Source organism: Vibrio sp. STUT-A11, assembly GCF_026000435.1.
GTDB lineage: Bacteria > Pseudomonadota > Gammaproteobacteria > Enterobacterales > Vibrionaceae > Vibrio.
This window is the reverse complement of record NZ_AP026763.1, coordinates 2,043,031-2,068,380: the sequence shown is the minus strand read 5'-3', so window position 1 is coordinate 2,068,380 and position 25,350 is coordinate 2,043,031. Positions and strand designations below refer to the sequence as shown.

At 44.2% G+C, this 25,350-nt stretch carries 20 protein-coding genes; 7 read left to right on the top strand and 13 right to left on the bottom strand.

The genetic code is table 11. From position 1 onward, the window contains the following. Positions 1-22: 22 nt before the first annotated feature. Positions 23-1,705 carry an aspartate:alanine antiporter gene (locus OO774_RS09745; protein ID WP_264901920.1) on the bottom strand — a complete coding sequence of 561 codons (1,683 nt, stop codon included), beginning with the start codon at positions 1,703-1,705 and terminating at the stop codon, positions 23-25. 180 nt (positions 1,706-1,885) lie between these two features. Continuing rightward, positions 1,886-2,155: a GrxA family glutaredoxin gene (locus OO774_RS09740; RefSeq protein WP_014231567.1), complete on the bottom strand. Its 270-nt coding sequence runs from the start codon at positions 2,153-2,155 to the stop codon at positions 1,886-1,888. 298 nt (positions 2,156-2,453) lie between these two features. Between OO774_RS09740 and OO774_RS09735 the strand changes: the two genes are divergently transcribed. Continuing rightward, positions 2,454-3,692 (top strand): iron-containing alcohol dehydrogenase, encoded by a 1,239-nt coding sequence (locus OO774_RS09735; protein ID WP_264901917.1) that lies wholly within the window; start codon positions 2,454-2,456, stop codon positions 3,690-3,692. A 70-nt stretch (positions 3,693-3,762) separates the two neighbouring features. On the opposite strand, the gene OO774_RS09730 is transcribed toward OO774_RS09735, so the two are convergent. The 5 genes from OO774_RS09730 to OO774_RS09710 form a co-directional block, all read right to left on the bottom strand. Then, complete coding sequence (locus OO774_RS09730; RefSeq protein ID WP_264901916.1) at positions 3,763-4,617, bottom strand: MurR/RpiR family transcriptional regulator; 855 nt, start codon at positions 4,615-4,617, stop codon at positions 3,763-3,765. 311 nt (positions 4,618-4,928) lie between these two features. Beyond that, a complete protein-coding gene (gene panP / locus OO774_RS09725) occupies positions 4,929-6,575 on the bottom strand; it encodes a pyridoxal-dependent aspartate 1-decarboxylase PanP (RefSeq protein WP_264901915.1) in 1,647 nt (548 codons plus the stop codon). Positions 6,576-6,879: 304 nt separating this feature from the next. Then, entirely contained in the window at positions 6,880-7,392 is a 513-nt protein-coding gene (locus OO774_RS09720) for a hypothetical protein (RefSeq protein WP_264901913.1), read from the bottom strand. A 210-nt stretch (positions 7,393-7,602) separates the two neighbouring features. Continuing rightward, positions 7,603-8,508 (bottom strand): lysine exporter LysO family protein, encoded by a 906-nt coding sequence (locus OO774_RS09715; protein ID WP_264901911.1) that lies wholly within the window; start codon positions 8,506-8,508, stop codon positions 7,603-7,605. 111 nt (positions 8,509-8,619) lie between these two features. After that, on the bottom strand, positions 8,620-9,540 hold the full coding sequence (locus OO774_RS09710) for an HDOD domain-containing protein (RefSeq protein ID WP_264901910.1): 921 nt from the start codon (positions 9,538-9,540) through the stop codon (positions 8,620-8,622). A 369-nt stretch (positions 9,541-9,909) separates the two neighbouring features. On the opposite strand from OO774_RS09710, the gene OO774_RS09705 reads away from it, so the two are divergent. Then, positions 9,910-10,497, top strand: coding sequence for a TfoX/Sxy family DNA transformation protein (locus OO774_RS09705; RefSeq protein WP_264901908.1), 588 nt, complete (start codon positions 9,910-9,912; stop codon positions 10,495-10,497). Between the two features lie 348 nt (positions 10,498-10,845). Here the strand turns inward: OO774_RS09705 and OO774_RS09700 are convergent, their stop codons facing one another. From OO774_RS09700 to OO774_RS09690, 3 genes are all read right to left on the bottom strand, one after another. Further along, complete coding sequence (locus OO774_RS09700) at positions 10,846-11,391, bottom strand: hypothetical protein (protein ID WP_264901907.1); 546 nt, start codon at positions 11,389-11,391, stop codon at positions 10,846-10,848. A gap of 203 nt (positions 11,392-11,594) precedes the next feature. After that, positions 11,595-12,092: a response regulator gene (locus OO774_RS09695; RefSeq protein ID WP_264901906.1), complete on the bottom strand. Its 498-nt coding sequence runs from the start codon at positions 12,090-12,092 to the stop codon at positions 11,595-11,597. Beyond that, positions 12,089-14,032, bottom strand: coding sequence for an ATP-binding protein (locus tag OO774_RS09690; protein ID WP_264901904.1), 1,944 nt, complete (start codon positions 14,030-14,032; stop codon positions 12,089-12,091). Before OO774_RS09690 ends, OO774_RS09695 begins: the two co-directional genes overlap by 4 nt. Before the next feature lie 186 nt (positions 14,033-14,218). Here OO774_RS09690 and OO774_RS09685 point away from each other — a divergent pair, with 186 nt between their 5' ends. From OO774_RS09685 to OO774_RS09675, 3 genes are all read left to right on the top strand, one after another. Next, complete coding sequence (locus tag OO774_RS09685) at positions 14,219-15,484, top strand: YdgA family protein (RefSeq protein ID WP_264901903.1); 1,266 nt, start codon at positions 14,219-14,221, stop codon at positions 15,482-15,484. Between the two features lie 261 nt (positions 15,485-15,745). Continuing rightward, the gene (gene serC / locus OO774_RS09680; protein WP_264901902.1) at positions 15,746-16,840 is read left to right on the top strand and encodes a 3-phosphoserine/phosphohydroxythreonine transaminase; all 1,095 of its coding nucleotides are present in this window, start codon (positions 15,746-15,748) and stop codon (positions 16,838-16,840) included. Between the two features lie 83 nt (positions 16,841-16,923). Then, on the top strand, positions 16,924-18,255 hold the full coding sequence (locus OO774_RS09675; RefSeq protein ID WP_264901900.1) for a D-serine ammonia-lyase: 1,332 nt from the start codon (positions 16,924-16,926) through the stop codon (positions 18,253-18,255). A gap of 77 nt (positions 18,256-18,332) precedes the next feature. On the opposite strand, the gene cydC is transcribed toward OO774_RS09675, so the two are convergent. From cydC to trxB, 3 genes are all read right to left on the bottom strand, one after another. Beyond that, on the bottom strand, positions 18,333-20,054 hold the full coding sequence (cydC, locus tag OO774_RS09670) for a cysteine/glutathione ABC transporter ATP-binding protein/permease CydC (RefSeq protein WP_264901897.1): 1,722 nt from the start codon (positions 20,052-20,054) through the stop codon (positions 18,333-18,335). Further along, a complete protein-coding gene (gene cydD, locus OO774_RS09665) occupies positions 20,047-21,834 on the bottom strand; it encodes a cysteine/glutathione ABC transporter permease/ATP-binding protein CydD (protein ID WP_264901895.1) in 1,788 nt (595 codons plus the stop codon). Before cydD ends, cydC begins: the two co-directional genes overlap by 8 nt. Positions 21,835-21,937: 103 nt before the next feature. After that, complete coding sequence (gene trxB, locus OO774_RS09660; protein WP_264901894.1) at positions 21,938-22,897, bottom strand: thioredoxin-disulfide reductase; 960 nt, start codon at positions 22,895-22,897, stop codon at positions 21,938-21,940. 360 nt (positions 22,898-23,257) lie between these two features. Here trxB and OO774_RS09655 point away from each other — a divergent pair, with 360 nt between their 5' ends. After that, positions 23,258-23,914 (top strand): 2OG-Fe dioxygenase family protein, encoded by a 657-nt coding sequence (locus tag OO774_RS09655; protein WP_020333016.1) that lies wholly within the window; start codon positions 23,258-23,260, stop codon positions 23,912-23,914. Beyond that, positions 23,898-25,133, top strand: coding sequence for a cysteine desulfurase-like protein (locus OO774_RS09650; RefSeq protein WP_264901892.1), 1,236 nt, complete (start codon positions 23,898-23,900; stop codon positions 25,131-25,133). Before OO774_RS09655 ends, OO774_RS09650 begins: the two co-directional genes overlap by 17 nt. Positions 25,134-25,350 lie beyond the last annotated feature (217 nt).

Sequence of the window (25,350 nt, the reverse complement as noted above, 5' to 3'; positions counted from 1 at the left end):
TTTATGTTTGAACGTTGATAAATCAACTCAATATGATGAGAATCGTACCCGCTAATGTCATTAAGATGTTCGCTATTGCGTATGTACCTGCATAACCAAGTGCAGGAATGGTCGACTTGGCGTAGTCGTTAACCACATCCATGGCTGGTGCACACGTACGGGCGCCAATAATGGCACCAAAAAGCAATGCACGGTTCATTTTGAGGACATAAGCGCCAACTAAATACGCCAGTGCCACAGGAACCACACTAACAATAAAGGCAATACCAATGACTTTCGGGCCGACTTGTGTCAGATGCTCGAACATTTTTCCACCAGCGCTGAGTCCAATGCCGACCATAAAGAACATCAAACCCAGGTCCTTAACCATGTTCAGTGCCCCTTGTGGCACGTAACCGAAAGTAGGGTGGTTGGCACGCAAGAAGCCCAGAGTAATACCCGAAAGCAATAAGCCTACCGCATTACCCAAGCTGAACGACACCTGACCAAATGTCATTGTAATCAGGCCAAACATAATGCCCAGAATGAAGAAGCTACAAAATGCCAGTAAGTCTGCCATTTGGCTGTGAATCGAGATGAAACCAATTTTTTCTGCAAGACCGTGCACACGGCTTTTTTCGCCGCTGACCTGAAGCACGTCACCTTTGGCGAGCACGATGTCCAAGTCCATTGGCATTTCAATCTGAGCACGTACTACGCGGTTTAAGAAACAGCCAAACTCAGACAAGTTAAGGTCGGATAAACGTTTACCGGCTATCGCGTCACTTTTTACCACGATTTCTTCTTCAACAATGCGTAAATCCAGTAAGTTGCGATCAAAGACTTCTTTGCCGTTGCGAAAACTGGAATCCAATCGAGCGTGGCTATCTGGGAAACCAACCAGTGCGATCTCATCGCCTTCTTGCAGGATAGCATCACCATCAGGGTGGGCGAGAATACCATTTCGGCGAATTCGCTCAATGTAACAGCCTGTCTGACGGTAAATACCCAGCTCACGTAGGTTTTTGCCATCCGTCCAGTCAATCAATTCTGGTCCAACGCGATAGGCGCGAATGATTGGGAGATAGACTTTTCTCTGCCCAGAATTACCCAGTCCACGCTCTTGAGCGATTTGTTGTGCTGAATCTGACAGGTTTTGTTTCTGTAGTCTTGGCAGCAGCTTGGCGAACATGATCATACTGATTAAGCCAATCAGATAAGCCATTGCATAACCAACAGATAAGTTTTCTAATACCAGCGAAAAGTCCATATTGCGTGGTATCGTCGCCAAACCTGAGTTAAGCGCGTCTTGTGCACCTACTAGTACAGGCGTCGCGGTTAGTGCGCCCGCCATCATACCTGCAGAAAGCCCGAAATCGAGCCCTAAATAATGGCTTAACCCATAAGTTAAACAGACTGCAGTAACCAGAACAGTCATGCTGAGAATAAAGTAATGCTTACCATCTCTAAAAAAGATACCAAAGAAGTTGGGGCCAGCTTCGATACCTACACAGTAGATAAACAGCATAAATCCAATAGTTAACGCTTCAGCATTAAAAGAGAAGCCCAAGTGGCCCATAATAAGCGAAGTAATGAGCACTCCGATGGAGTTACCTAGTTGTAATTTACCAAATCGGATTTTTCCGAAGGCAAGGCCGATGGCTAATACGACGAAGATTAGAAGGATAGGGTTTTGTTCGAGAAGATATACGACGTCTATGTTCACTGTGTGGCTCGATAAAGTGTGTGCCAAGAAAGATTAGAGTTGGGAATTGTAACTAAATATAGCAAAAAGATAAGTGAAATTTTTTATGTTTTTCCATTAGCAGGCTTAGGGGAGTAACTATATGAAAGATAATAAAAAAGCCGCAATAGGAAGCGGCTTTTAACAAATTCTATTGTGTTATTACGCTACGTCGAATAGACCTAGGTGCTCTTTCGCGTAAGCTTCAAACTCATCACAACCACCAATGTGCTCTTGGTCGATGAAGATTTGAGGAACAGTTGCAACTGGTTTGCCTACTGTTTTCTCAAGGTCCGCTTTAGAGATGCCTTCAGCATGAATATCAACGTAACGGTAGTTAAAGTCATCACGTTTTGCTTTTAGCGTTTCTGCATGCTCTTTTGCACGAACACAGTAAGGACATGCTGGGCGACCGAAGATAACAACGAACATAATTTTAATTTCTCCTAAATCTATTCTTTTTTGAAAGCAGACAAAAACGCGTTGCTTAAGTGGCTCTCTTTTACTGGGCTAACTATGCCCGATCCAAATACGGAAATAAAGTAGCAATTTCCTCTTGGTTATATAGGCAAAAGCTATTGCACAAAAAAACTCCTCATATTCACTATGTGAACTAACGCATAAAAGCATATGTTTTATATGGCTATTGGTGGCAAAGTGGGATTGGTCAACTTTTTTTACTCTAAATCGTAGCAATCTATTGGGAGTTATTGTTTGTAGGAGGAAGTGTATGTTTCAGTTCATGACTGCAACCAGGATTATTTTTGGTGAAGGTGCTCTACAGTCTTCGTTATCTATCATCAATCAATTCGGCTACAGCGTATTGTTAGTCACAGGCAAGGACAAGCAAAGGGCAATACCGATCCTAAATTATCTCAAAGCTCAGAGTATGCGATATCAGCATGTTGCGATTAGTGGTGAGCCAAATATCACCATGGTGGAGGAAACCGCGGTGCTGGGCCGAAAATTTAAGCCCGATATGGTTATTGCTATGGGTGGTGGCAGTGTGCTTGATATGGGTAAAGCATTAGCGGCTATCATTCCCAATCATGGTAATGTTTATGACTATGTTGAAGTCGTTGGCAGAAATGTACCGCTAAAGGCAAAACCTCTACACTTTATCGCGATTCCAACCACCGCAAGTACAGGATCTGAAGTAACTCGAAATGCGGTATTAAAATCCGGGCAAGACAAAGTCAAAGTCAGCCTGAGAAGTCCGGATATGCTCGCGGACGTTGCGATTGTCGACCCAACCTTAACTTACGATACCGATCCCTATACCTCAGGGCGTGGTGCAATGGACGCGTTTACCCATTTGATGGAAGCCTATGTATGTGGTGAAGCAAACCCATTAACCGATATGGTGTGCGAAGAAGGCTTACGTCGGTTAAGTCGCTCAGTCATTGCTGGGTGTAAGCACAACGACCATAAAGCGCGATCAGATTTATCCTTTGCAGCTTTGTTGGGCGGAATGGCGATCACTAATGCAAAACTTGGTGCCGCACATGGTTTAGCTTCTGCTCTAGGTGGCAAGCTTGACGCTCCTCATAGTGTGATAACCGCGCGCTTAGCGCCTCATGTGATGCAGGAAAATATCTATGCTGCGAAAAAAGCGGGCAGGATGGACGTAGTTAATCGCTATAAAAAGCTTGCCAAACTTGTTACAGATCGTACAAATGCGCATGAACATGATGGTGTGCTTTGGGTGAAAATGGTGCTGGATAAGTTAGAGTTACCTTCACTTGGACAATTTGGTGTGTGTCAGACGTCATTTGAGCAGGTCGCGAGTGATGCCCTTAAGTCTGTTGCGATAAAGGGAAACCCGTTACCTTTGAATGAAGAACGACTTATTTTCATTCTGAAGCAAGTCTGTGATTGTAGAGGTAATATTGACGTTGATAGTGTCCAGCAAGCGAGCTTTGTTGAGGTGATCGAATCAACAACGGACCTGACGAGTGTAGACGAATAAAACGTTTCTGGCTGTAGTTGGGGAAGAAGGAATAGTAAAGGGAGCTTAATTGCTCCCTTTATAACGATAATCAGTATTGGCTTAATTTATCGTAGCGACTGTCTTTGAGTGCGTCTTTCACTCGTTTGAGGTTTTCACGAAAGCCCGTACCTCGACGAAGCGTAAAGCCCGTAGCTAAAACATCAATCACTGTCATCTGTACAACGCGGCTAGCCATTGGCATGTATACGTCTGTATCTTCAGGGATATCGAGTGTGATCGCCAAAGAACTTGCTTTTTCTAACGGCGAATCTTTTGCGGTAATTGCAATAACTGTCGCGCCATTTTCACGAGCAAGGTTGGCAATTTCTACCTGGCTTTTAGTACGGCCAGTATGAGAAATCAAAACAATCACATCATTATCACTGCAATTAATGCAGCTCATGCGCTGCATGACGATATCTTCAAAGCAAGTGATAGGAATATTGAAGCGAATAAACTTGTTTTGCGCGTCTCGGGCAACGGCAGAGGATGCACCTAAGCCGAAGAAAGAGATGCGCTTCGCTTGAGTCAGCAAATCGACAGCACGGTTAATTTGCATTGCATCCAGGCTATTTTTCGCTACATCCAGGCAAGCCATCGTAGATTCGAAAATCTTGTGCGTGTACGCATCAGGACCATCATCTTCTTCGACGTTACGGTTTACATATGGAGTACCGTTCGCCAAGCTCTGTGCCAAGTGAAGTTTAAAATCTGGAAAACCTTTTGTATCCAGTCGACGACAGAAGCGGTTTACAGTGGGTTCGCTTACGTCGGCCATTTTAGCTAACGTGGCAATGCTCGAGTGAATAGCAGTTTGTGGAGACGCCATAATTACTTCTGCAACTTTGCGCTCAGATTTACTGAAATTCTCCAGATTTTTTTGAATTTTTTCTAATGTATTCATAGTGTTCACGAGGGTATAGAGCACAACTCGCTGGCTCTGTTAACGGATAGAAACTCATGAGTTTCTCGGTAGTGAAGGGCGTTAACGAAAGCTACCAGCGCCATAGTTTCAGTATAAACCTTATCTTTAATTCGACTAAACCAAATACGGTTACTATTTAGTGAGAATTTGACAAACCTCAAACAAAATTTTCTGAAAACTACAGAAATGAATGGGGAATCTGAGGTTTGTAACTCTGGTCAGTCAATAATGATTAGTGAGTTACATTAAAAAGAAAGAAATTTTCAAGTTTATGTAACCCGAACTTATCGTCAAGAAGCCAAAATCTTAGAAACTAATTCTTGGATTTTTGCGTTTAAATTTGGTGCTTGTTGTGCAATAACTCTTTGTTCGTCCAACACAGCATCAAAGATGTCTGTCGAGGTTAGAGGGTTTGCAAGAACTACCCGGAAAACGATAGTACTCAGGCGATCCCATTGTTCCGGGTTAAGCGTGGTACGAGAAACAAATGACTTACCAGTTTCACGTTGACGCTTTTGAATAAACTGAGTTAACTCGTTGATTAACCCATTTAATTCTTCTTTCTGTGTACCGTCTGCTTTCTCTAGGGCTTCACGGATGTTAGACGGTAGATAACGGTAGGTGAGCAAACATAGCTCTGGCTCAGAAACCAGCTCAAAATCGTCCTGTTTCTTAATTAAATCCGCGAAGTAGCGTGCTTTCTCGATGCTTTGATCGATCAGCAGTTCATAGCCAGGTCGGCTAATAATGTGCATTGCCGCATACACCAACATCGCCATACCAGAACGTGAGCCTTCCAGGGTGTGACTGCCTAAATCTTTAGAACCTTTACGCAAGATGTACTGAGCGTGGTGCTCGATGGATCTCATCGCATCTGGATCTTTAAACAGAACCATGCCCGCACCCATAGGGATATAAAGCTGCTTATGCGCGTCAATTGTCACTGAGTCTGCGAGCTCAACACCATTCAGCAGGTGTCGGTGATGATTAGACATTAATGTCGCGCCACCCCATGCGGCATCCACATGAAAATGACAATCGTGTTCCTGACAAACTTCAGCAATCGAAGCGAGAGGATCAACATTACCAGTTTCAGTGGTTCCCGCTACACCAATCACCGCAATCGGCTTGATATTTTGCTTCTTGAGATCGCTGATTTTCGCTTTGAGATCATCGACAATAATGCGGTTATTTGCATCCGTCTTTACTGCGACTAGGCCTTCCTGACCCAACCCCAGTACATCGGCCGCTTTTTTAAGTGAGTAGTGACCACGCTCAGAAACCATAATAGCTAAGCCTTCATAGCCGTAATGTTTCATGGCTTTGAATAGGCCTTCTTTCTCAACACCTTTAAATTCGCCGTCTGCTTTCAATGCTTTATTGCGGGCAACCCAAAGGGCAGTAATATTCGCAATCGTGCCGCCAGAGCAGAACGCACCGAGAGAATGGTTGGCGCTATGCATCCATTGGTCGTAAAAGGTATTCGGCTGAGCGTAGATTAATCGGTGCAGCATACCCAGCACTTGGCGCTCTAATGGCGTAAATGCTTTCGACGTTTCGATCTTCACCAAGTTTTGGTTCAAGGCAATCATAATTTTAGACAGCGGCATTAAAAAGTAAGGCAATGCCGATGTCATATGGCCGATAAAGCTTGGAGCTGACGTATGAACCGAGTGCGACACCAAGGTGTCTAACAAGTGCTCGGTATGGTCTGACACAAACTCAGGTTGCTCAGGAATCTGAGCAGAAGAAAAGTCTTTCTCTATTTCACGTAAAGGCTTTTCTTCTGCCACGATGTGTTCACGAAGAAATTGATTCAAGTTTCTAGAGAGACCTTCTTCAATTTTTGTTAATGTCGAGTCCGGACCTTCAGGGACAGTGAAGATCTTTAATAAGCTCTCAAAACTAACGTCAGCGGTTTTTTGTTCCTTAACCATAGCAAAGAATCATTTGTAGTAATTTGGGTGATGCGAGCGGCACAATCTAAACCAAAACGGTTTCAAAGTCCCGTTTTAATTCTGTAAAGCCATATTGATGGAATGAAAGCCAAGTCATATGCCAATAACTTTGATGGTGGTTTCTCTACGGTCTCATGTTTGTAGAGAGTGCTGTACGCAACATCTATGTGAGTTACGAAGGCTGTCTCAGAACATGAAACGGTGGTTAAGCCTTGTCACCGACTTCTGCTGTCTCTAACAAGGCTGGGAAACCTAAACCATTCGGTTATTTGGCTATCGATGCTTATTCACATTGTTGTTTTTCTAGCTTCTCAATTGACTGATTATACTTATTAAGCGCCGAGTCAATTTTCTGAGGGTGGCTTAGAAGATCTGCGAAAGCAGAGCGAAGGTCGTAGTTCTTCTCGTGGTTGGTTGATTGGCGGTCACTAAATGTTTTTTGTGCAGCCTCACCCAGCTTGTCACTGCGACTAGCCAGTTGCTTAACATCGTGTTGCTCGAGTTTTAGCCACGCCTCAATAGGTTGCTCTGTTGCTACGCGGCTTGGGTCATTCTTAAGAAAATAGTGTACCGCTTCACGGTTGAGCTCAAAGTGGTGTTTACGGCCATCTAAAAACCATTGGCTTACTTCATCCAGCTCCGGGTACTGAGTAACGGTCAGGTCCACGAGATCTTGATACCACTGTAGAGAAGCATCGACGTAGCCATCATACTTATTGGCCAGACATTGTTGATCTGCGGCGAATGTAAAAGTTGAGCTTGTAGCGAGGAGCGCGGCAACGACAAAGCGTTTCATTCTTCTTCCTTCTATATAGTTATTCCTTTATTAACGTCAAATTTCATTCGGCGATGAATGAACCTTAATTCATGTTGGAGCTAAGAGAGCCTTGGGCTGTTGATTCAAATAGCGAATTAAGCTGTCGTTACTTTATTGACGACTTCAACGTTAATTAGGTTTTTAAATTTTTGCCGTATTGTAATGGATGTTAAAGACAAAACCTGAGATCTAGCTAGCAAGTGATACAAAGAAAAGCATCATCACAGGCACGAGCAAGCTCAAAATAAAGCCACTAACAATGGCAACAGGTACGCAGCGTACACCTCCCGTTGTCTGGATAACGGGCAAAGTAAAGTCCATTGCTGTTGCGCCGGCATAACCAATCGCGGTACACGGATAACGGCGGATAAACAGTGGAATGGCAACTAATGCCACCAATTCACGCATCAGCTCGATCAGGAAAGAAGCGCCGCCAAATACGGGACCAAACGCGTCGCCCATCAAGATGCCAGCTAATGAGTACCAACCAAAGCCAGATGCCATTGCCAATGCTTTATATAGAGGAAGATCCAAGACAAGAGAAGCGATAACGCCACCAAGCATACAAGTGACAATGATAACGGCAGCGATTGCCATGCCTTGCTTGTTTAACAAAATTTGTCTGAGGGTAAGACCGCTATTGCGCAGTTGAATACCAATAAAGAACAGCAAGAGGAACAGTATCCATTCGCTTGCAGTGTCTACCCAAGATAGCTCAATAGGAAGGATTAAACCTGCCACTAAACCACCACCGACGACGAGGATCAGTTTGGCAGACTCGAGAGCCATTGAAGAAAGAGGTAGCTTGCTGTGGGTTTGATCCGTTTTGAGAGGAATAATCTTATCGACGAGAGGCAATGCCAAAAGGTTGCACACACTCAAGCACAAAAAGAAAGTACTTGCATAAAGCAGAATGCTTTGTAAATTGCTGCCCAGATTATCAAGTGCAGCCAAGCTCAGCCCCATCAACGACAGAATAACGTAGATAAGGTAAGACGTAGATTGGTTAATTTTCTCGAGTATCGAAGTGCGAGAAATAGGAATTAAGTACCCGACAACGAGTGGGGCAAAAATGAAGAGCATCCCTGAGAACATAAAACTCAATTATTCCTTTGTGAGATAAGCCAAAATTGGCCACAGATAAAAGTTCACTCAACCTTGGGTGGATCCATTTACTGTGGATGACGTTTCGATTAAAAATAAAGTTTATAAGCCACTGGTCGTTAAAACTGTATTCATTTTCTGACGGAAGTCCTGATCATCCATATTGCTGAGGTCATAGAGTATCTCAGCTCCCGTTAGATTGAATTCCACTTCGTGTTCGTTAATGCGCTCATCTTGATTGCGGAACATCAACAAATGGCTGGCAATTCTGGCTATGTCTAAGTAACTGACATCTGGGCGTGATGTTGTGAACTTTTGGTTCGATGACACTTCTCTGTAATCGTTATCAAATCCCCAGCGTTCCAACACCAGTTTACTGGTTGTAGCGCAACGTGTTTGGAAAATTTGTAACGCAATATCTTGATCCAGATAGTTGCCTCTTTCGAGGTACATATTGTACTCATTAATAAGACAAAATAGTCCAATATCTGCTAACAAACCGACTAACAATGCTTTTTCTTGTTCAAGGTGGCCATACGTCACAGAATCGTGCTTGCGGAACTCTTGCACAATTAACACCATCGCAGCACCAAGTTCACGGGAGACCGCTGCACTTTTCACCATTATCGCGTTACATTCATTCGTTAGGTTTAACGAATGTTTCATCTGTTCAATCGCTTGAGCTGTAACAATGTCACGTACGCGCAGAATGCCTAAACGCGAGACCGCGGTTGTTAAATCATTACAGGTGATGTTTCTACGATTGAAAATTACCGAGTTCGCGACCCGTACCACAACGGCTGCTAGTCCGGGATCTTCTAACAAACAGTTCGCAATATCGGCGATCGTTGTGTTTTCTTCCTGGCACAACTGCTGAATTTTGAGCACAACATCAGGTATCGGCGGTAAAGAAATCTTACCGATAGTAATAGATTGTTCTACCAGTTGGGCGAATTCGGATTCTAGCGCTTTTAAAAGCTTATCTTTGTTATTTGGTAGCCAAAAAAATGATAGGTGTTCCATTATGACGTTGTGCTTATAATCTTTGGTACAGTGTACCCTTACATTATGCGGATTATCAATGAAATGCGTACGCTGTGTTCATAATTACCGCATGTATTATGATGATTTTTCACTTGCGGCTGCAAGGTGTCAAAAAAATACCACTAAAAGAAGGATAACTGTGAAATCAATCACGTATGAGGAATTTTTACTTTTTTATATGTGATTTATGTCCTAACTTATTTTTCGTCGTTAAGTATGATTAACCAAGTTGGCAAGCAAAACTCACAAATATATCGCCAACAAATCGACATTTTGAAATTCGCTATAAGCTGCTGTTTATCTGGTGACATCGCTAATCGGGGTAATTTATTCAGATTAAAGAGGTCAATGGACATGACAGACCAAGCTTTTTTTAAGTACGTACGCAATTTTAGCCAGTATCAGAAACGTTCCATGTTCGGCGGCATCGGTTTATTTTGCGATGAAGCTATGTTTGCACTTGTTAGTAACGATTGTTGTTATTTACGTGGAGGTAATAGGCTAGACGAAGAACTGATTCGGCTAAATTGTGAAAAATATAAGCACGTCAAGAGACAAACGACGGCAACCGTTAACTACTATGATGTAACGGACCTATTTGAATCCGGCTTTTCCGGGTTGGATGAACTGTTAAAAAGATCAATTGAGTACTCAGTTAAGGAACGCAAATACCAAAAATCTTCAGCGAGTAGACGGCTGAGAGATCTACCTAACATGCAACTGACGCTCGAGCGTATGGTGAAAAAAGCCGGTGTTGATGATGTTGAGGCATTCTTGGAACTCGGGCCTGTGGAAGTTTTCAATAAAGTTAGACAGGCCTACGGCAACGATGTAGATGTTAAACTGTTGTGGAAGTTTGCTGGTGCGATAGATGGAGTGCACTGGAAGCTAATTCAAGAGCCACGAAAAAAACAGTTGTTGGAACTGTGTGATTAAGGCGACGGATTCTTGCAACAATTAACTTTGCTTTGGCGTTAGTAATTCGCTTAAGTAATAGTCAAAGTAGAAAAGGGATGTCGACACTTTTGACTACGGTTTTGAGATAATTATTGGAACCAAAAAAAACCGAGGTTAAGGCCTCGGTTTTTTGTTTTTAATCGGTATGATACCAATCGTAGTAAATAACTGGTCATTCTAGCTTGTTAATACACTCGATAACGGCGTTAACTTTTCGTTGTAAAAGAAGTTTGATTGTAGAATAACTACTTATCGAAAAATTTTGCCTTGTTCTCAAGCATTTTTCCTACGCTATTTCTGATCACTTACTTACTGTGATTGGTATGACTAGAACTTGAATCGTGTAGTGAACATCACTTGATCACCATAGAAGTCGTTAATACGCGCTTCTGCACCTAGAGAGAACAACTCAGTTGAGTGGAAACGTGCATAGGCAGAGCCCATCCAGTCGTCGTTGTCATCAATAGAAACATAGCCAACTTTACCGCCCACTTCTAATTGAGGCCCCAACCATTGACGAACGCCTAGGTTTAGTTCCATACCCACATCTGTGCTGCTTGAGTGAGATGGTTGGACAACACGCATTAGCATTTCGCCCGTTAAGTCTGCCCAGTTATTTAGCGGTGAATGAAAACCAAACCCCGCAGCTGAATCAAAGTCGCTTTCAAACTCAGAATCGATACGAGCCACAACGTGTGCATTTGGGTGAATTGATTTACTGACCCCAGCACCAAATGTCACTGGGCTTGCGCCAATGCGAGCTTCGAAGTAGTCGTAGCTGAAGTTGCTCATAGTTGCTGGCGTATTGCCGTTTGCAGCTAGGGCATGGCTTGATGCTAACAATAGGGCTGTGGCTAATAGTGTCTTACGCATAACTAACGATAAACCTTGTTTATTTTTCCATGAGTTCAAGCAAGCACTTGAACTGTAATCTAATTTGTCCGACATCATAATCAAAAGAAAGGTCTACGACCAACATAAATGTGTCGAAGTTTTGTCAATTAACTTAATTGTTATTCGGTTTAAGCAAAAAATGCGCCATGTATGTAATCATGGCGCACTTCTAATGGTTTTGTTTATTCACCAAAACTTGCTCTGCGCTCTGCCATTGCGTTTAGAATGGCTACTGAGTCGAGGATGGTTGTCCAAGATAATAAATCATCATCATTTTCGATCACGAATGAAGTCAGTTGGGAGACTATCGCTTGCCTTAGCTCATCCCCTTTCCAAGGTTTGGCGATGTAATAGTCTAAACTGTCGTGGTTGATAGCCTCAACGGTGTCTTCCAACCCAGCCTGGCCTGTAAGCAGTACTTTGCGTGCGCTTCTCGTGTCGGCACTTTGACTTAGTTCGATCAAAAAACTAATTCCGGTCTGTTCCGGCATAATATGATCACATAAAATGAGTGCAAGTCTTACTTCTTCTTCCGCCATGTCCTCAATGACTTGCCTTGCTTCTGTCACGGACTCAGCGCCTTCTAAAATGAAGTGTTCTTCGAAGGGTGCCAAATCTTGCAACACACTATCCAAGACTTCTCTTTCGTCATCGACGCATAAAATCAGATACTTTGTCATATTTCATCTCCTTCTTCGATGACTGGCAGCCAGACTGTCATACGAGTGTACTTGTTGAGTTCTGATTCCACTTCAATCCACCCGTGGTGAGCGGAAACGATTTGATGGCAGATAGATAGCCCGATCCCCAAGCCAAAATTGCCTTCTTTTTTGGTCGTAAAGTTGAGTTCAAAAATCGACGTCTTTTGTGATTCTGGGATGCCGCACCCATTGTCTTCGAATGAGACAACGGCATATCGCTTGTTATTTTCTTCGACTAATTTTGTCTGGATTCTTAACACGCCTTTGTCCGGAAATGCGTCAATGGCGTTTGAAACTAAATTTGTCCAAACTTGCTGCAAAGCGATTGGCTGGCAAAGAATACGAGGTAACTTTTCGTAGTCGGTTGAGACTTGGTGAAGTTTTAATTTGTTCTCAAAGATAACCAATGTATCTTCGATACCTTCGTGTATATCGGCGTAATGCATGCTTTCATCGTCAGCACGCGCATAACCTTTCAAGCTTTTTACCATGTCGGCAATACGGACTGCACATACGTTAATGGAACGCAATGAAGCGCCTGCCTTATGATATTGCTCAAGTGTGCCAAGTGTCTCAGCAGCACTATCCACCTTCTTAGCTAATTGGGTTAACAACTCGCTATCTGACTCCAGACCTAGTTGTACGACTTTTTTTGCTAACGAGCGATCGGGCAGGATAGGGTTAAGTTGTTTTGTTCGCGCTCTTAATTCTGCGGTAGAGGCAGGCTTAGCGTTTTGGGCTTGAGACAGAAGTTGTACGCCCTTGCTCTGTAGATCAGAACTAGGAAGTTTTGTGAGTAGACTCTCGAGGGTATGAGTGAGATTTTCTACCCCCCTTAAAATCGCTGCAATAGGATTATTGAGTTCATGGGCCACACCCGCTACCAGCTGACCGAGCATGGCCATTTTTTCTCGCTCTATTAATTGCTGGTGAGCCGATTCTAGCGACTCTAGCGTTTTTTGCAGTTGTAGTTTGGTATTGATACTGCGTTGCAAACGTCGATTGAAGTGGCGAAGTAGTAAGTTGGTGAACAACGGCAGTAGATTGGAATCACTCTGCATGACATTGTGGAACACTTGTCGGTCGAGTTTTATCACTTCCGTTGTCGATAACGTTAGGGCGGTAGAAAAGGAGTTTTCACCTGTCACAAATGACATACTGCCGACAATGTTGCCTTTTGTATAGCGAACGACTTCTCGCTGAACTCCTTGCTCATCTTTCTTATATAGCGCGACGTCTCCGTTAGTAATAAACCAGAGAAAGTTGTTGGGTTCACCTTCAACGGTCAATAGATGCTCTGGTGAGTAGGTTCGGCAGGCGTGGGTATCATCACTGTGTTTGAAAAACAGCTGTAAGGCAGAAATAACCTGCTCTGTGAGCTCTTCATCTGGCATTGAATGATAGTCGTCATGCAGAAACCCCGCTTGATATTTCTGCATTTGATTTTCAACATGAGCTCGAAGCAATTTATGCTGATCCAGTACTTGGCTATAGCCGAGCAAGTCCTCATGACAGTAACGTAAAATAAACTGGGTCAGCTCCTTTTGAACGGTAATATACAAAACCTTATCAGGGAGGGGTTTGGTTAGACAGTGGTCTAATCTACCTTCATTGACGGCGGTAAGAATTGCTTGGATATCTGAGGAACAACTGATGAGGATTTTTCGCGCGCTCTCGGTGTGTGGTGCTCGGTCAAGACCTACCAGAAAATCCACGCCGTTGAAATGAGCATGGTGGCTGGCGATGACGAGTGCGACCGTTTGATTCTGTTGTTCGAGATATTCAAGCGCATTTTGTGCTTCTTCAATGGATTCAACAGAAAAAATGTCAAATTTGCTTGCGAAAGCAGACAGCTCCAACCGAAACTGTTCAGCACTGATTGGATTGTTGTCGAGACACAATACAGCGTAGCGATTCACAGGTGTTTGAGCTCCGATTAAAACTTCTTCAAGCAAACTCTATCAATAAAATTATGGAATGAGTGCGAGCTGAGTATGATTCCTGATTAATGGTCTAGAATAAGCAACAATAGTCTGATTTATCTCAATGTTTTATCCACCGTGGGTTTGGGTTAGACTGAACACAAATACCTGAAAAGTGACGTTATGCAAAATTTAAAAAAACTTGGCGCCATTGGCGGTGCAATCTCACTCGCGCTCTGTTGGCCTCTTGCAGTAGGTCAGATTGGTCAGTCCATCATTGAAGATGGCATCGCGAATATGAACGATGAAATGATCAAAGGAGAAGTGATTGAGTACCAACGCGGTTACTTGTCGTCGGTTGTGTTAACCCGATATACAGTAGTTGACCCTGAGTTGCAGACACAGCTTGTCCGTGACAACGTCCCAACAACCTTTGACGTAACCAGTGATGTTAGCCATGGGCTGACAAGTCTCACTGCTGACTCAAAATTAGTCGATAGCGACTTTGTGCCGCTTACTTTGCATAGTCAGACTCAGCTCAATGGTAATACCGCATTTACACTTGATTTGGATAGTTGGCATTACCGAAATGAAGCTGAAGATCTTTCGGTCTCGACGAGCCCGGTGAAAGTATCTGGTAACGTGACTGTTTTGGGAGACCTCAATTACCAGGTTTCAGTCCCTTATGTTCAGGTTGATTTCGTCAATGGTGACGAACTGCATTTAAATGGTTTAAGCGGGCAGGGCAAAGGCAAACAAGTTAAAGGCTACTGGTTAGGCGAACAGGCTTTTTCTTTAGAGAAGCTGGATGTGGTTAACTCCGCTATGACCCAAATATTTTTAATTGAAAATGCGAACTACAGTGGTAACACTGCGACGGATGAGACCGGAGAAAAGCTGAATAGCCAGTTCAATCTTGCAGCGCAAACGATGCGTTTGACGGATGGCACCGATGTTGACGACTTTAAGCTCGATTTTTCCATTGCAGATGTCGATAGCCAATCGTTCGATAAGATTATGGCGATTTATCAGAGCTCAGCAGTGTTGAGCGAGCAAGAAATTAACAGTCTTTTACCACACATCGATACGCTGTTTAACAAAGGTTTTAACCTTTCCGTTAACGAACTATCACTCGCGTTTGGTGAAGGCAAGTTTCACAACGAATGGGAGTTGTCTGTCCCACAAGGTACCGAGAAAATCACTCAGAATCCGATGAAGTTGGTCAATGTCACTAACGGAGCTTTGAGTACTTACTTCTCCGATGAATTGGTAGAGCATTACCCGTTTATCGAAGAAGGGATAGATGAGCTGTTAATCATGGAGTTGATAGACAAAGTCGACGGTGGTTACCAGCTTAAGGCTCAAATTGGTGACGGGAAGTTAAAATTCGAAAATGGCCACGAGTTTCCGTTGATCGCGCTATTGATGCCAGCTTTGATGCAAAAGTAGGCAGTTAGCGTTAGTTAATTACGCTCATATGGCGTTTCCAATTTAAAAAGAGGTCGTAGGACCTCTTTTCTTGTTTTTATCGCCGCAAAAACGTGATATACCCAACATATATCAAGATGAAGGCATCGGAACTTTGTTAGAGAGTTTTCGCGCGATAAACAGTGTTCGCGCTGATGACCCTAAAAGCCTTCCCAAGCCCACATCTCGAGATTATTTGAGTACATTAATTTCGACATATATTTAGCAGGAGCGATGAGCATCATGGAACAAAATACGGACAACGTATTTAACTTCAGCGCAGGACCAGCTGGTCTGCCAAAAGCAGTTATGCAACAAGCACAAAAAGAACTATTAGACTGGCAAGGGCTGGGTACTTCAGTGATGGAAATCAGTCACCGTAGTAAAGAGTTCATTAAAGTTGCAGAAGAAGCTGAGCAGGACCTGCGTGACCTTTTAAACATTCCAGATAACTACAAAGTCCTATTTTGCCAAGGTGGCGCTCGCGCTCAGTTTGCTGCGGTCCCGCTTAACCTTCTCGGTGAAGCAAAATCAGCAACTTACATTGATGGCGGTTACTGGGCAGAAAGTGCAGTTGCAGAAGCGAAAAAATACTGTGAACCGGATGTTTTTGATGCGAAAACAGAAATTGACGGCAAACTGGCAGTAAAACCTGCAAGTGAGTGGGAAATTGCGCCAGACGCGGCTTACGTTCATTTTTGTCCTAACGAAACCATCGACGGCATTGAAATCAACGATCTACCTGTGACTGACAAACCAATTGTCGCGGACATGTCTTCTACGATTCTTTCACGCGAAATCGACGTTTCTCAATACGGCGTTATCTACGCTGGTGCTCAGAAAAACATTGGCCCATCTGGTATCTCTATCGTGATCGTTCGTGATGATTTATTGGGTATGGCAAAACAAGAACTGCCTAGCATTCTGGATTTCACTGTACTTGCAGAAAAAGAATCAATGTTCAATACGCCTCCAACGTTTGCTTGGTACCTATCTGGCCTAGTCTTCAAGTGGCTAAAAGAGCAAGGTGGTGTTAAGAGTATCGAGAAAGTGAACCGTGCAAAAGCGGCACTACTTTACGATTACATTGATCAGTCAGACTTCTACCGTAACGGTATTCACTCTGCGAACCGTTCACTCATGAACGTACCGTTCCAGTTAGCGAAGCCAGAGCTAGATAGTACTTTCTTAGAGCTAGCTGATGCTAAAGGCCTGAAGTCTCTGAAAGGTCACCGTGCCGTAGGCGGTATGCGTGCGTCAATCTACAACGCAATGACACTTGAGGGTGTTCAGGCGCTTGTAGACTTTATGAAAGAGTTCGAAGAACAGTACGCGTAGTTTGAACCAACACTGAACTACTCAAAGCGTCGCACTTGCGGCGCTTTTGTTTATCTAAACTTACACAATTCCAGGAAGGTAAAATGACCAAGCTGAATACTGAAGGGCTGATAAAGCAGTTTCCACTTTTAGCGCTACTTATCGAACTTAAAGAAGTTAGTTGGTTCAACCCAAACCTAACTTCTATCGCGGAAGGTTTGCCTTATGTGGGTTTAGATGAGGAAGATATACATGCCGCTAGTGAACGACTTAAGCGCTTTGCCCCTTATTTGATGAAAGCTTTCCCTGAAACAGAATCCTCTAACGGTATTATTGAATCGCCGGTTGTTGATATTCCTAAGATGCAAGCATGTCTGGAAGAGCAATATAAAACGTCAATTTCAGGACGTTTGATGTTGAAAAAGGACAGCCATTTACCTATCTCTGGTTCTATCAAAGCGCGTGGTGGCATTTACGAAGTTCTGACGCATGCAGAAAAGCTCGCGATGGAAGCGGGATTGCTGACTGAACGGGATGATTACAGCAAACTCTTCAGCGAGGAGTTTCGCCAGTTTTTCCAACGATACTCTATCGCCGTAGGTTCGACTGGTAACTTAGGTATGTCGATTGGCATCATGAGTGCAAAACTTGGTTTTTCCGTTTCAGTCCACATGTCAGCCGATGCGCGCCAATGGAAGAAAGATAAGCTCCGCTCTCATGGTGTTAACGTGATTGAATACCAGCAAGATTACGGTGTTGCGGTGGAGCAGGGCCGTAAAGAGGCAGAACAAGACCCTAACTGTTTCTTTATTGATGACGAAAATTCACAAACTCTATTTTTGGGCTACTCAGTTGCAGGGGAGCGACTAAAGCAACAGTTTGAAGAGTTAGGTATTGCTGTCGATGAACACCATCCGCTGTTTGTCTACCTTCCATGTGGGGTTGGCGGCGGCCCTGGTGGCGTTGCATTTGGGCTCAAGATGGCTTTTGGTGATAACGTTCACTGTATCTTTGCTGAACCAACCCATTCCCCTTGTATGTTATTAGGTGTGCATACCGGTTTGCATGACAAAATTTCAGTTCAGGACTTAGGTATTGATAATGTTACCGCCGCTGATGGTCTCGCAGTGGGGCGGGCTTCTGGCTTTGTTGGGCGCGCAATGGAAAGGTTGTTAGATGGGTATTACACCATTTCCGATGAGCGTATGTACCATCATTTAGGTGAGTTGAGCGAGCTTGAAAATATTCGTCTCGAGCCGTCTGCGCTTGCTGGAATAGTCGGTGCGATTCATGTGTCGAATAACTGTGAATATCTGGCTCGTATGCAAATTAGCGAAGAGAAACTGAATGGTGCAACGCATCTCGTTTGGGCGACGGGCGGTGGTATGGTTCCAGAAGAAGAAATGGCGACTTATCTATCTAAGTCAAAGGTCTAGACAGTGCTATTCTCTGCTTGGTTAAGCCGAAGAAAAAGGGCTCATCTAACCATGAGCCCTTTGTGTATCTTTTATCTCTATAGAGACTGCAACAACTGGTAGTAACGACCGTGTTGAGCGAGCAACGTTTCATGATCGCCTTGCTCGATGATCTCGCCTTGTTCCATCAAACAGATGTTATCCATGTTTTCTAACTCGATCAGTCGGTGAGTGATGAAGACCACTGTCTTATTAGTAAAATGCTGATTGAAAAGTGCCATCACTTTCTGTTCCGTACGCTTATCGAGACCTTCAGTTGGTTCGTCCAAGAGTAGGATAGGGGCATCACGTAACAGTGCTCGTGCAATACCAATGCGTCGTTTTTCGCCACCGGAAAGCTGACGGCCACCATCACCTAACCACGAATCTAATCCTGGCTCTTCAAGTAAAGCACCAAGTTCAACTTTGATTAGGATCTCAGAGAGTTGTTCATCAGTTGCATCGGGCGCAGCCATCAGTAGGTTGTCACGTAGTGTACCGTTTAATACGTCTACACGTTGGCTTACGACGGTAATGGCTGCGCGAAGATCAGATTCACACCAATCCTGAAGTGCAGCACCACCGATGCGAACTTCACCTTGGTTTACGTCCCAGTAGCGACACAGCAGTTGAATGAGTGTCGACTTGCCCGAACCAGTTTGACCAACCACTGCGGTTTTTGAACCCAGAGGTAGAGATAGCGATAAATCGTTCAGCACTTTTTGCTGGCCATCCGGATACGCAAAGCTAATGTTGTCAAACTCGATATCCAACGGTTTGTCTTCACGACTCGACTGCTGAGGAAAAACAACATCTGGTTTAGCCAGAATAACCTCGTTCAGACGGCGTGCCGACGTCAAGGTTTGACCCAGATACTGAAACGCACCTGCAATAGGCATTAGGATTTCGAAACTTGCCATGGTTGCAAAGGCGAAAAGCGCGATCCACGGATCCGGAGCTCGACCACCAACGCCATCTGCCGCAAACCATAACATCATGACCAGTGTCAGACCGTTAGCCAGCATCAGTAGACCTGATGCCATCCCAGTGAGGTTCGCGTTAACAAACTGATTGGAAAGCAGCTGTTTTTGCTTGTCTAAAATCAAGTTGCGGTAACGCGCTTCTGCACCGAAAATGCTCAGCTCGCTATAGCCTTGCAGCCAGTCAAGAGTGGCAACGCGCAGTTCAGCTTTGCGATGTGTCAGGTGCGCACCATTCTTTTTGCCGAGTTTGTAGAACAGCACTGGCCAAACCAGCAGCATAACAGTGAGCACGGAACCCAACAGCATTGCCAAGTGCCAGTCAAAGAATGCCAGCACTGCGGTTAAACTCAGAATGCCGAATATACCAATGATCACCGGGCTGACAAGGCGCAAATAGACGTGATCCATCGCATCGACATCAGCAACCAGGCGGTTAAGCACGTCCGCATCACGCATGGTTGAAACTCGACCCGGAATAAGCGGAGAAAGCTTCTCGAAGAAGAATATACGTAAATCGGTGAGCAGCTTAAATGTGGCATTGTGGCTCACCACACGCTCACCCCATCGGCCAGCGGTACGTGCCATGGCAGCACCACGGACACCCGCACCTGGTAACATGTAGTTGAAGGTTTCTCTTGCGATGGTTAACCCTGCGACCGAAGCAGCAGAAATAAACCAACCAGAAAGGGTTAATAGTCCAATTGAAGCTGCAAGCGTCAGGAAAGCCAATAGCATCCCTAATGACAAACCAAACCAATGTTTTTTATACAGTTTTAGATAAGGGAGTAAATCACGCATCCAAGTTCCCCTTGTCTGATTCTTGTTGTGCTAAGTTAGCCGTTAACATCTCTTTGAATAAACCCTCCTCGGACGAGAGAGTGCTGTAGTCACCACGTTGTACGATCTGACCGTTTTGCATCACTAAAATTTGTGAGACGCTCTTAAGGGGAGAGAGCTGATGGGTGATCATCAAATTTGTGGTCGATTGGGTATATTTACCAATCCCTTCCATCACCAGCCTTTCACTGCGCGCATCTAAGCTCGCAGTTGGCTCATCGAGCAACCAAAATTGTCCGTTTTGCAGCATAGCACGAGAGAGGGCAAGGCGTTGTGCCTGACCAACTGACAGACCACCGGAACGATCTGAAATTGGGTAATCCAGCCCATGCATTTCAACAAATTCTGCGGCGAATGAGTCCTTCAAAACCGCATTAACCGCATCATCATGAACATTTTGCTTACCCAGGGTGACGTTGTCACGAATACTACCATGAAGCAACATTGGGTTTTGACCAATCCAGCTAATGGTTTTACGCCATGTGGCAAGATCGAGTTGCGACAGTTCACAGCCATTAATTTTTAGGCTTCCTTGATAGGGCATAAAACCAAGAATGGTATTTACCAGGCTGGTTTTACCTGCACCACTTGGGCCAACGAGTGCCGTACTCTGGTTTGCTTTTAGTAAGAAGGTAAGAGGCCCAGCGAGCTGTTTGCCTTCTGGGCTCAAGATAACGAGATCATTGGCTTCAATCTCGATTGGGGTATCTTGGTCTAGGATATGATTACCGCCTTTCACGTGGTCAACATCCAGCTCCAGAAAATCGACAATACTTTCTGCCGCGCCAACCGCTTGTTGCTTCGCGTGGTAGTAAGTGCCTAAGTCACGCAGTGGTTGATAAAACTCGGGGGCTAAGATCAGAATAAATAGACCTGCGAACAGAGTGACTCCTGCACCATAGTAGCCAAAGTTTAGCTCACCGATGTAGCTGAAACCAAAGTAAACCGCTGTAATTGCAATGGAAATAGAGGTGAAGAACTCTAAAACTGCCGAAGATAAGAATGCGATTTTTAACACATCCATAGTTCGAGTACGGAAAACCTCCGATGCACCCTTTAACGTTTCTGTCTCAGACTTGGTTCGATCAAACAGACGGATTGTCGTCATGGCTTGTAAACGGTCATAGAAATGCCCAGACAAGCGTTGTAAGGCTTTGAAGTTTTTTCGATTAGCTTCTGCGGCTTTTTTACCGACCAATGCCATAAAAATAGGAACCAGAGGAGCAGTAACCAGGAAAATCAAACCAGCCGCCCAGTTTATTGGGAACACGACGATCAGAATGATGAAAGGAATCAATACCGATAACGACATTTGAGGAAGGTAGCGAGAAAAGAAATCTTGCATGTCTTCCACTTGCTCTAAGATCAGCGTCGCCCAACTACCTGCTGGTTTACCTTTGATGTATGCAGGACCCAACTTATGGACTTTATCTAAGATAAGTTGGCGAATATAAACTCGGATTTGTTCACCGCAACGATAACCAGCAATTTCACGGCCCCAAGTACAGGCTGCACGGCCAATAACGGTTCCGCCCAGACCGACAAAGTGCCAAATGAGCTCACTTTTATCGACTTGCTCGATGATCAATTGATGAAGAATAGAGGCGAGCAGGGCTGCTTGAGCCAATAAAAACACGCTTGAAAGTACGCCTAGGCCGATCGCAATCATAAGCCAGCGCTTGGCTAACTTACTTTGTTGCTTAAGCCACTTGTTCAAGCTGCTATGCTTTTTCTTATCCATTGTAAAGGCTTAATAATAATTGTTTTAATGAGGCGGTAGTATACAAAAGAAAACCCAGCGGGAATACCGCTGGGCTTTAAGGATATGACACAAATGTGAAAAGTTATTTGTCATTCAGTGCGTCAAGGAAGCGTTCTGCATCCAGTGCTGCCATACAGCCTGTACCCGCTGATGTGATTGCTTGACGGTAGTTGTGATCCATCACATCACCTGCTGCAAATACACCCTCAATACTCGCTTGGGTCGCGTTTCCTTCCAGGCCAGACTTAACGATGATATAACCATCTTTCATTTCAAGCTGGCCTTCAAAGATCTGTGTATTTGGCTGGTGGCCGATCGCAATGAATGCACCCATTACATCGACATCTTCTGTAGCGTCGGTATTAACATCTTTAATGCGAACACCAGTCACACCCATGTCGTCGCCAAGTACTTCATCAAGGGTACGATCGGTATGAAGAATGATGTTGCCGTTTTCGACTTTATCCATCAGGCGGTTCACTAGGATCTTTTCCGCACGGAAAGAATCGCGACGGTGGATCAAGTGCACTTCAGATGCGATGTTTGAAAGGTAAAGCGCTTCTTCAACCGCTGTATTACCACCACCGACAACCGCCACTTTCTGGTTACGGTAGAAGAAACCGTCACAAGTAGCACAAGCGGATACACCACGGCCTTTGAAAGCTTCTTCAGAATCAAGACCTAAGTATTTTGCTGACGCACCTGTCGAGATGATTAATGCATCACAGGTGTACTCACCAGAATCACCTTTCAGACGGAAAGGACGTTGAGTTAATTCAACTTCATTGATGTGGTCAAAGACGATTTCGGTTTCAAAGCGCTCTGCATGTTCTTTCATGCGTTCCATTAGCGCGGGACCTGTTAAGCCTTCTGCATCGCCAGGCCAGTTTTCAACTTCTGTTGTTGTGGTCAACTGACCACCTTGCTGCATTCCTGTTACCAGCACTGGGTTTAAATTTGCACGTGCAGCGTACACTGCCGCCGTGTAACCCGCAGGGCCAGAACCGAGAATTAATAGTTTACAATGTTTTACGTCGCTCATTATGGCTCCAAAAAGGGCTGAACATTTCCTTCGATTGTATGGAAATTCTTATAGCTTTAAAAGCATAAACCAAGATAGAGATCGAATAATTGGTTATAGGTTAGAACTTACTCTGAAGTAGTAGGTTACTTTTTGTTCTAGCATAAAATTCTAATGACAGTAGAGATATCTAGTTTCAAATGTTGCCAAAGTTAAAATCTGAAACATGGAACTATCTAATCTTCATTTTGTGGTTTTTTATTGTATTTTTTGATATTTGCTGAAGTTATCAACGTCAAAAGCTGGTAATTGCAGAATATTTGCGTAACCTATCGTGTAAATTAAATGTTAATTAAATGTGCCTCATTAAAGGAGCAAATGATGTTACATTCACGCGAGAATACTCTACATTTAACCCAGCTCAGCATGGCAGCAATTGAGCAACTTTCACCATCTTTTGAAACGCTACCACATACGGATCATGCCGATGGCCAATACCGATTGAGACGTTACTCTGTTGTCAGTTTTGAAAATGGCAAAGTCATCGATTTGAACAAAAACAGCTTTGTTCAGTCTTCAGATATCAACCGATTCCAGGGTGATGTTGTTCGCCAATTTGAGCCGATTGAAAAGAATATTCTGCTTAGTGAAGGCTTTAGAGAAATGTGCGAGCTGTTTGTTAATGCGAATCACCTAGTGAATGGACAAGAAATCGAAATTCACCAAATCCGCATCACCGCCTTTGAAGATGAGACTCAAGTAGCACCAGAAGGTGTACACCAAGATGGCTTTGATCACATCGCAATGGTAGGGGTTGGCCGTCACAACATCATTGGTGGTGATATCATGCTATACAGCAGCCACAACCAAGCACCATTCTTTCGTAAGGTGCTGGAAAACGGCGAAGTCGCAATGTTGGCAGACAGTAAACTCTGGCATAACGCCTGTCCAATCCGCTCTGTGATTGACGATAAAGCTGGCCATATGGATGTATTTGTACTTACGGCAACGGACAAGCGTAATGAACTTCAATCTTAATCAAATCAGACAGCAGTTTCCTGCGTTAGCGCAGTACCATAACGACAGACCGGTTACTTTTTTTGACGGCCCTGGTGGCTCGCAAGTACCACAGTCAGTACTCGATGCTATGGTGGCTTACCTTGGTTACTACAACTCGAATTTAGGTGGGCACTATTTTTCTAGCCAAACGACCGTTAATGTGATGCAAAGTGCGCGAGAATCAGCTCAGGCGCTATTGAATGCGCCGTCCTCTGGCAACATTGTATTTGGTGCAAACATGACATCGCTGACTTTCCAATTAAGTCGTGCGATCAGCCGAGAGTGGCAAGAGGGCGATGAAATTATTGTTTCTGCCTTAGATCACTATTCAAACGTGTCGAGTTGGCAGCAGGCTGCGGAAGACAAAGGCGCAGTCGTTCATCAGGTTCGTATCAATGAGGATGACTGTACGCTTGATCTTGAACATCTACAAAGCTTGTTGTCAGAAAAAACTCGCTTGGTCGCAGTCACTTATGCTTCTAATACCACTGGGTCAATTGTCGATATTCAAAGTGTCGTGGAAATGGCGCATCAAGTTGGCGCTCAAGTTTACGTCGACGCTGTGCACTATGCGCCGCACCATCTTGTGGATGTACAGGAGTTAGGATGTGATTTCCTGGCATGTTCTGCCTACAAGTTCTTCGGTCCACATGTCGGAATCGCCTATGTTGCAGACCAGTGGCTACACAGCATTCGTCCATATAAAGTTGAGCCAGCAACGAATATAGGCCCAGGCCGATTTGAAACAGGGACGCAAAGTTTTGAAGGCTTGGCTGGCGTAACCGCAGCCGTTGAATACTTAGCGCAGTTTGGTGAAGAAGGGTTACCACTTCGCCAAAGACTGGAACAAAGTTTTGCGCTTTACACTCAGCATGAACAGCGATTAAGTGAGCGCTTCTTACAGCGATTAGATGCGCTAGAGGGCGTCAAACTGTATGGCATCGATAAGGAATATACGCAGCTTCGTACACCAACATTTGCGTTGACTTTCGATAGATATTCGCCAGAGTTTATTGCCAAAACACTGGGTGAGCACAATATTTGTGTCTGGAACGGGCATTTTTACGCATTGGGTTTAGTTCGTCAGCTTGGACTGGAAGAGACCGGTGGTGTTGTGCGAATTGGTTGCATGCATTACAACACACTTGAAGAAGTGGATATGTTGTTTGATGTGATTGAAAGTATTCTGGATGCCTAGTGAATCCAACCTAAGTAAGAAAGTGGTCATAGTTAATTATAGAGAACCAGAAAGCAGGCATCGAACACAAACACGCATCAACCCATCCATGGGGCTTCGATTTGCCATCCATGGCAAATAGAGTTTGCGTATCGAACCCTGTTCCCTGACCAGTTAATTTTCCTGATTTGTATGAATCCAAATAGATAACAAAAAGCTCGAGCGTAATACTCGAGCT

Bases quoted from the DNA above. Each gene is read 5' to 3' on its own strand.
- OO774_RS09740 (WP_014231567.1), bottom strand. From the start codon at position 2,155: ATGTTCGTTGTTATCTTCGGTCGCCCAGCATGTCCTTACTGTGTTCGT.
- OO774_RS09705 (WP_264901908.1), top strand. From the start codon at position 9,910: ATGGACATGACAGACCAAGCTTTTTTTAAGTACGTACGCAATTTTAGC.
- OO774_RS09695 (WP_264901906.1), bottom strand. From the start codon at position 12,092: ATGACAAAGTATCTGATTTTATGCGTCGATGACGAAAGAGAAGTCTTG.
- trxB (WP_264901894.1), bottom strand. From the start codon at position 22,897: ATGAGCGACGTAAAACATTGTAAACTATTAATTCTCGGTTCTGGCCCT.
- OO774_RS09700 (WP_264901907.1), bottom strand. From the start codon at position 11,391: ATGCGTAAGACACTATTAGCCACAGCCCTATTGTTAGCATCAAGCCAT.
- OO774_RS09655 (WP_020333016.1), top strand. From the start codon at position 23,258: ATGTTACATTCACGCGAGAATACTCTACATTTAACCCAGCTCAGCATG.
- OO774_RS09710 (WP_264901910.1), bottom strand. From the start codon at position 9,540: ATGGAACACCTATCATTTTTTTGGCTACCAAATAACAAAGATAAGCTT.
- panP (WP_264901915.1), bottom strand. From the start codon at position 6,575: ATGGTTAAGGAACAAAAAACCGCTGACGTTAGTTTTGAGAGCTTATTA.
- OO774_RS09715 (WP_264901911.1), bottom strand. From the start codon at position 8,508: ATGTTCTCAGGGATGCTCTTCATTTTTGCCCCACTCGTTGTCGGGTAC.
- OO774_RS09685 (WP_264901903.1), top strand. From the start codon at position 14,219: ATGCAAAATTTAAAAAAACTTGGCGCCATTGGCGGTGCAATCTCACTC.
- OO774_RS09730 (WP_264901916.1), bottom strand. From the start codon at position 4,617: ATGAATACATTAGAAAAAATTCAAAAAAATCTGGAGAATTTCAGTAAA.
- cydD (WP_264901895.1), bottom strand. From the start codon at position 21,834: ATGGATAAGAAAAAGCATAGCAGCTTGAACAAGTGGCTTAAGCAACAA.
- OO774_RS09720 (WP_264901913.1), bottom strand. From the start codon at position 7,392: ATGAAACGCTTTGTCGTTGCCGCGCTCCTCGCTACAAGCTCAACTTTT.
- OO774_RS09675 (WP_264901900.1), top strand. From the start codon at position 16,924: ATGACCAAGCTGAATACTGAAGGGCTGATAAAGCAGTTTCCACTTTTA.
- serC (WP_264901902.1), top strand. From the start codon at position 15,746: ATGGAACAAAATACGGACAACGTATTTAACTTCAGCGCAGGACCAGCT.
- cydC (WP_264901897.1), bottom strand. From the start codon at position 20,054: ATGCGTGATTTACTCCCTTATCTAAAACTGTATAAAAAACATTGGTTT.
- OO774_RS09735 (WP_264901917.1), top strand. From the start codon at position 2,454: ATGTTTCAGTTCATGACTGCAACCAGGATTATTTTTGGTGAAGGTGCT.
- OO774_RS09650 (WP_264901892.1), top strand. From the start codon at position 23,898: ATGAACTTCAATCTTAATCAAATCAGACAGCAGTTTCCTGCGTTAGCG.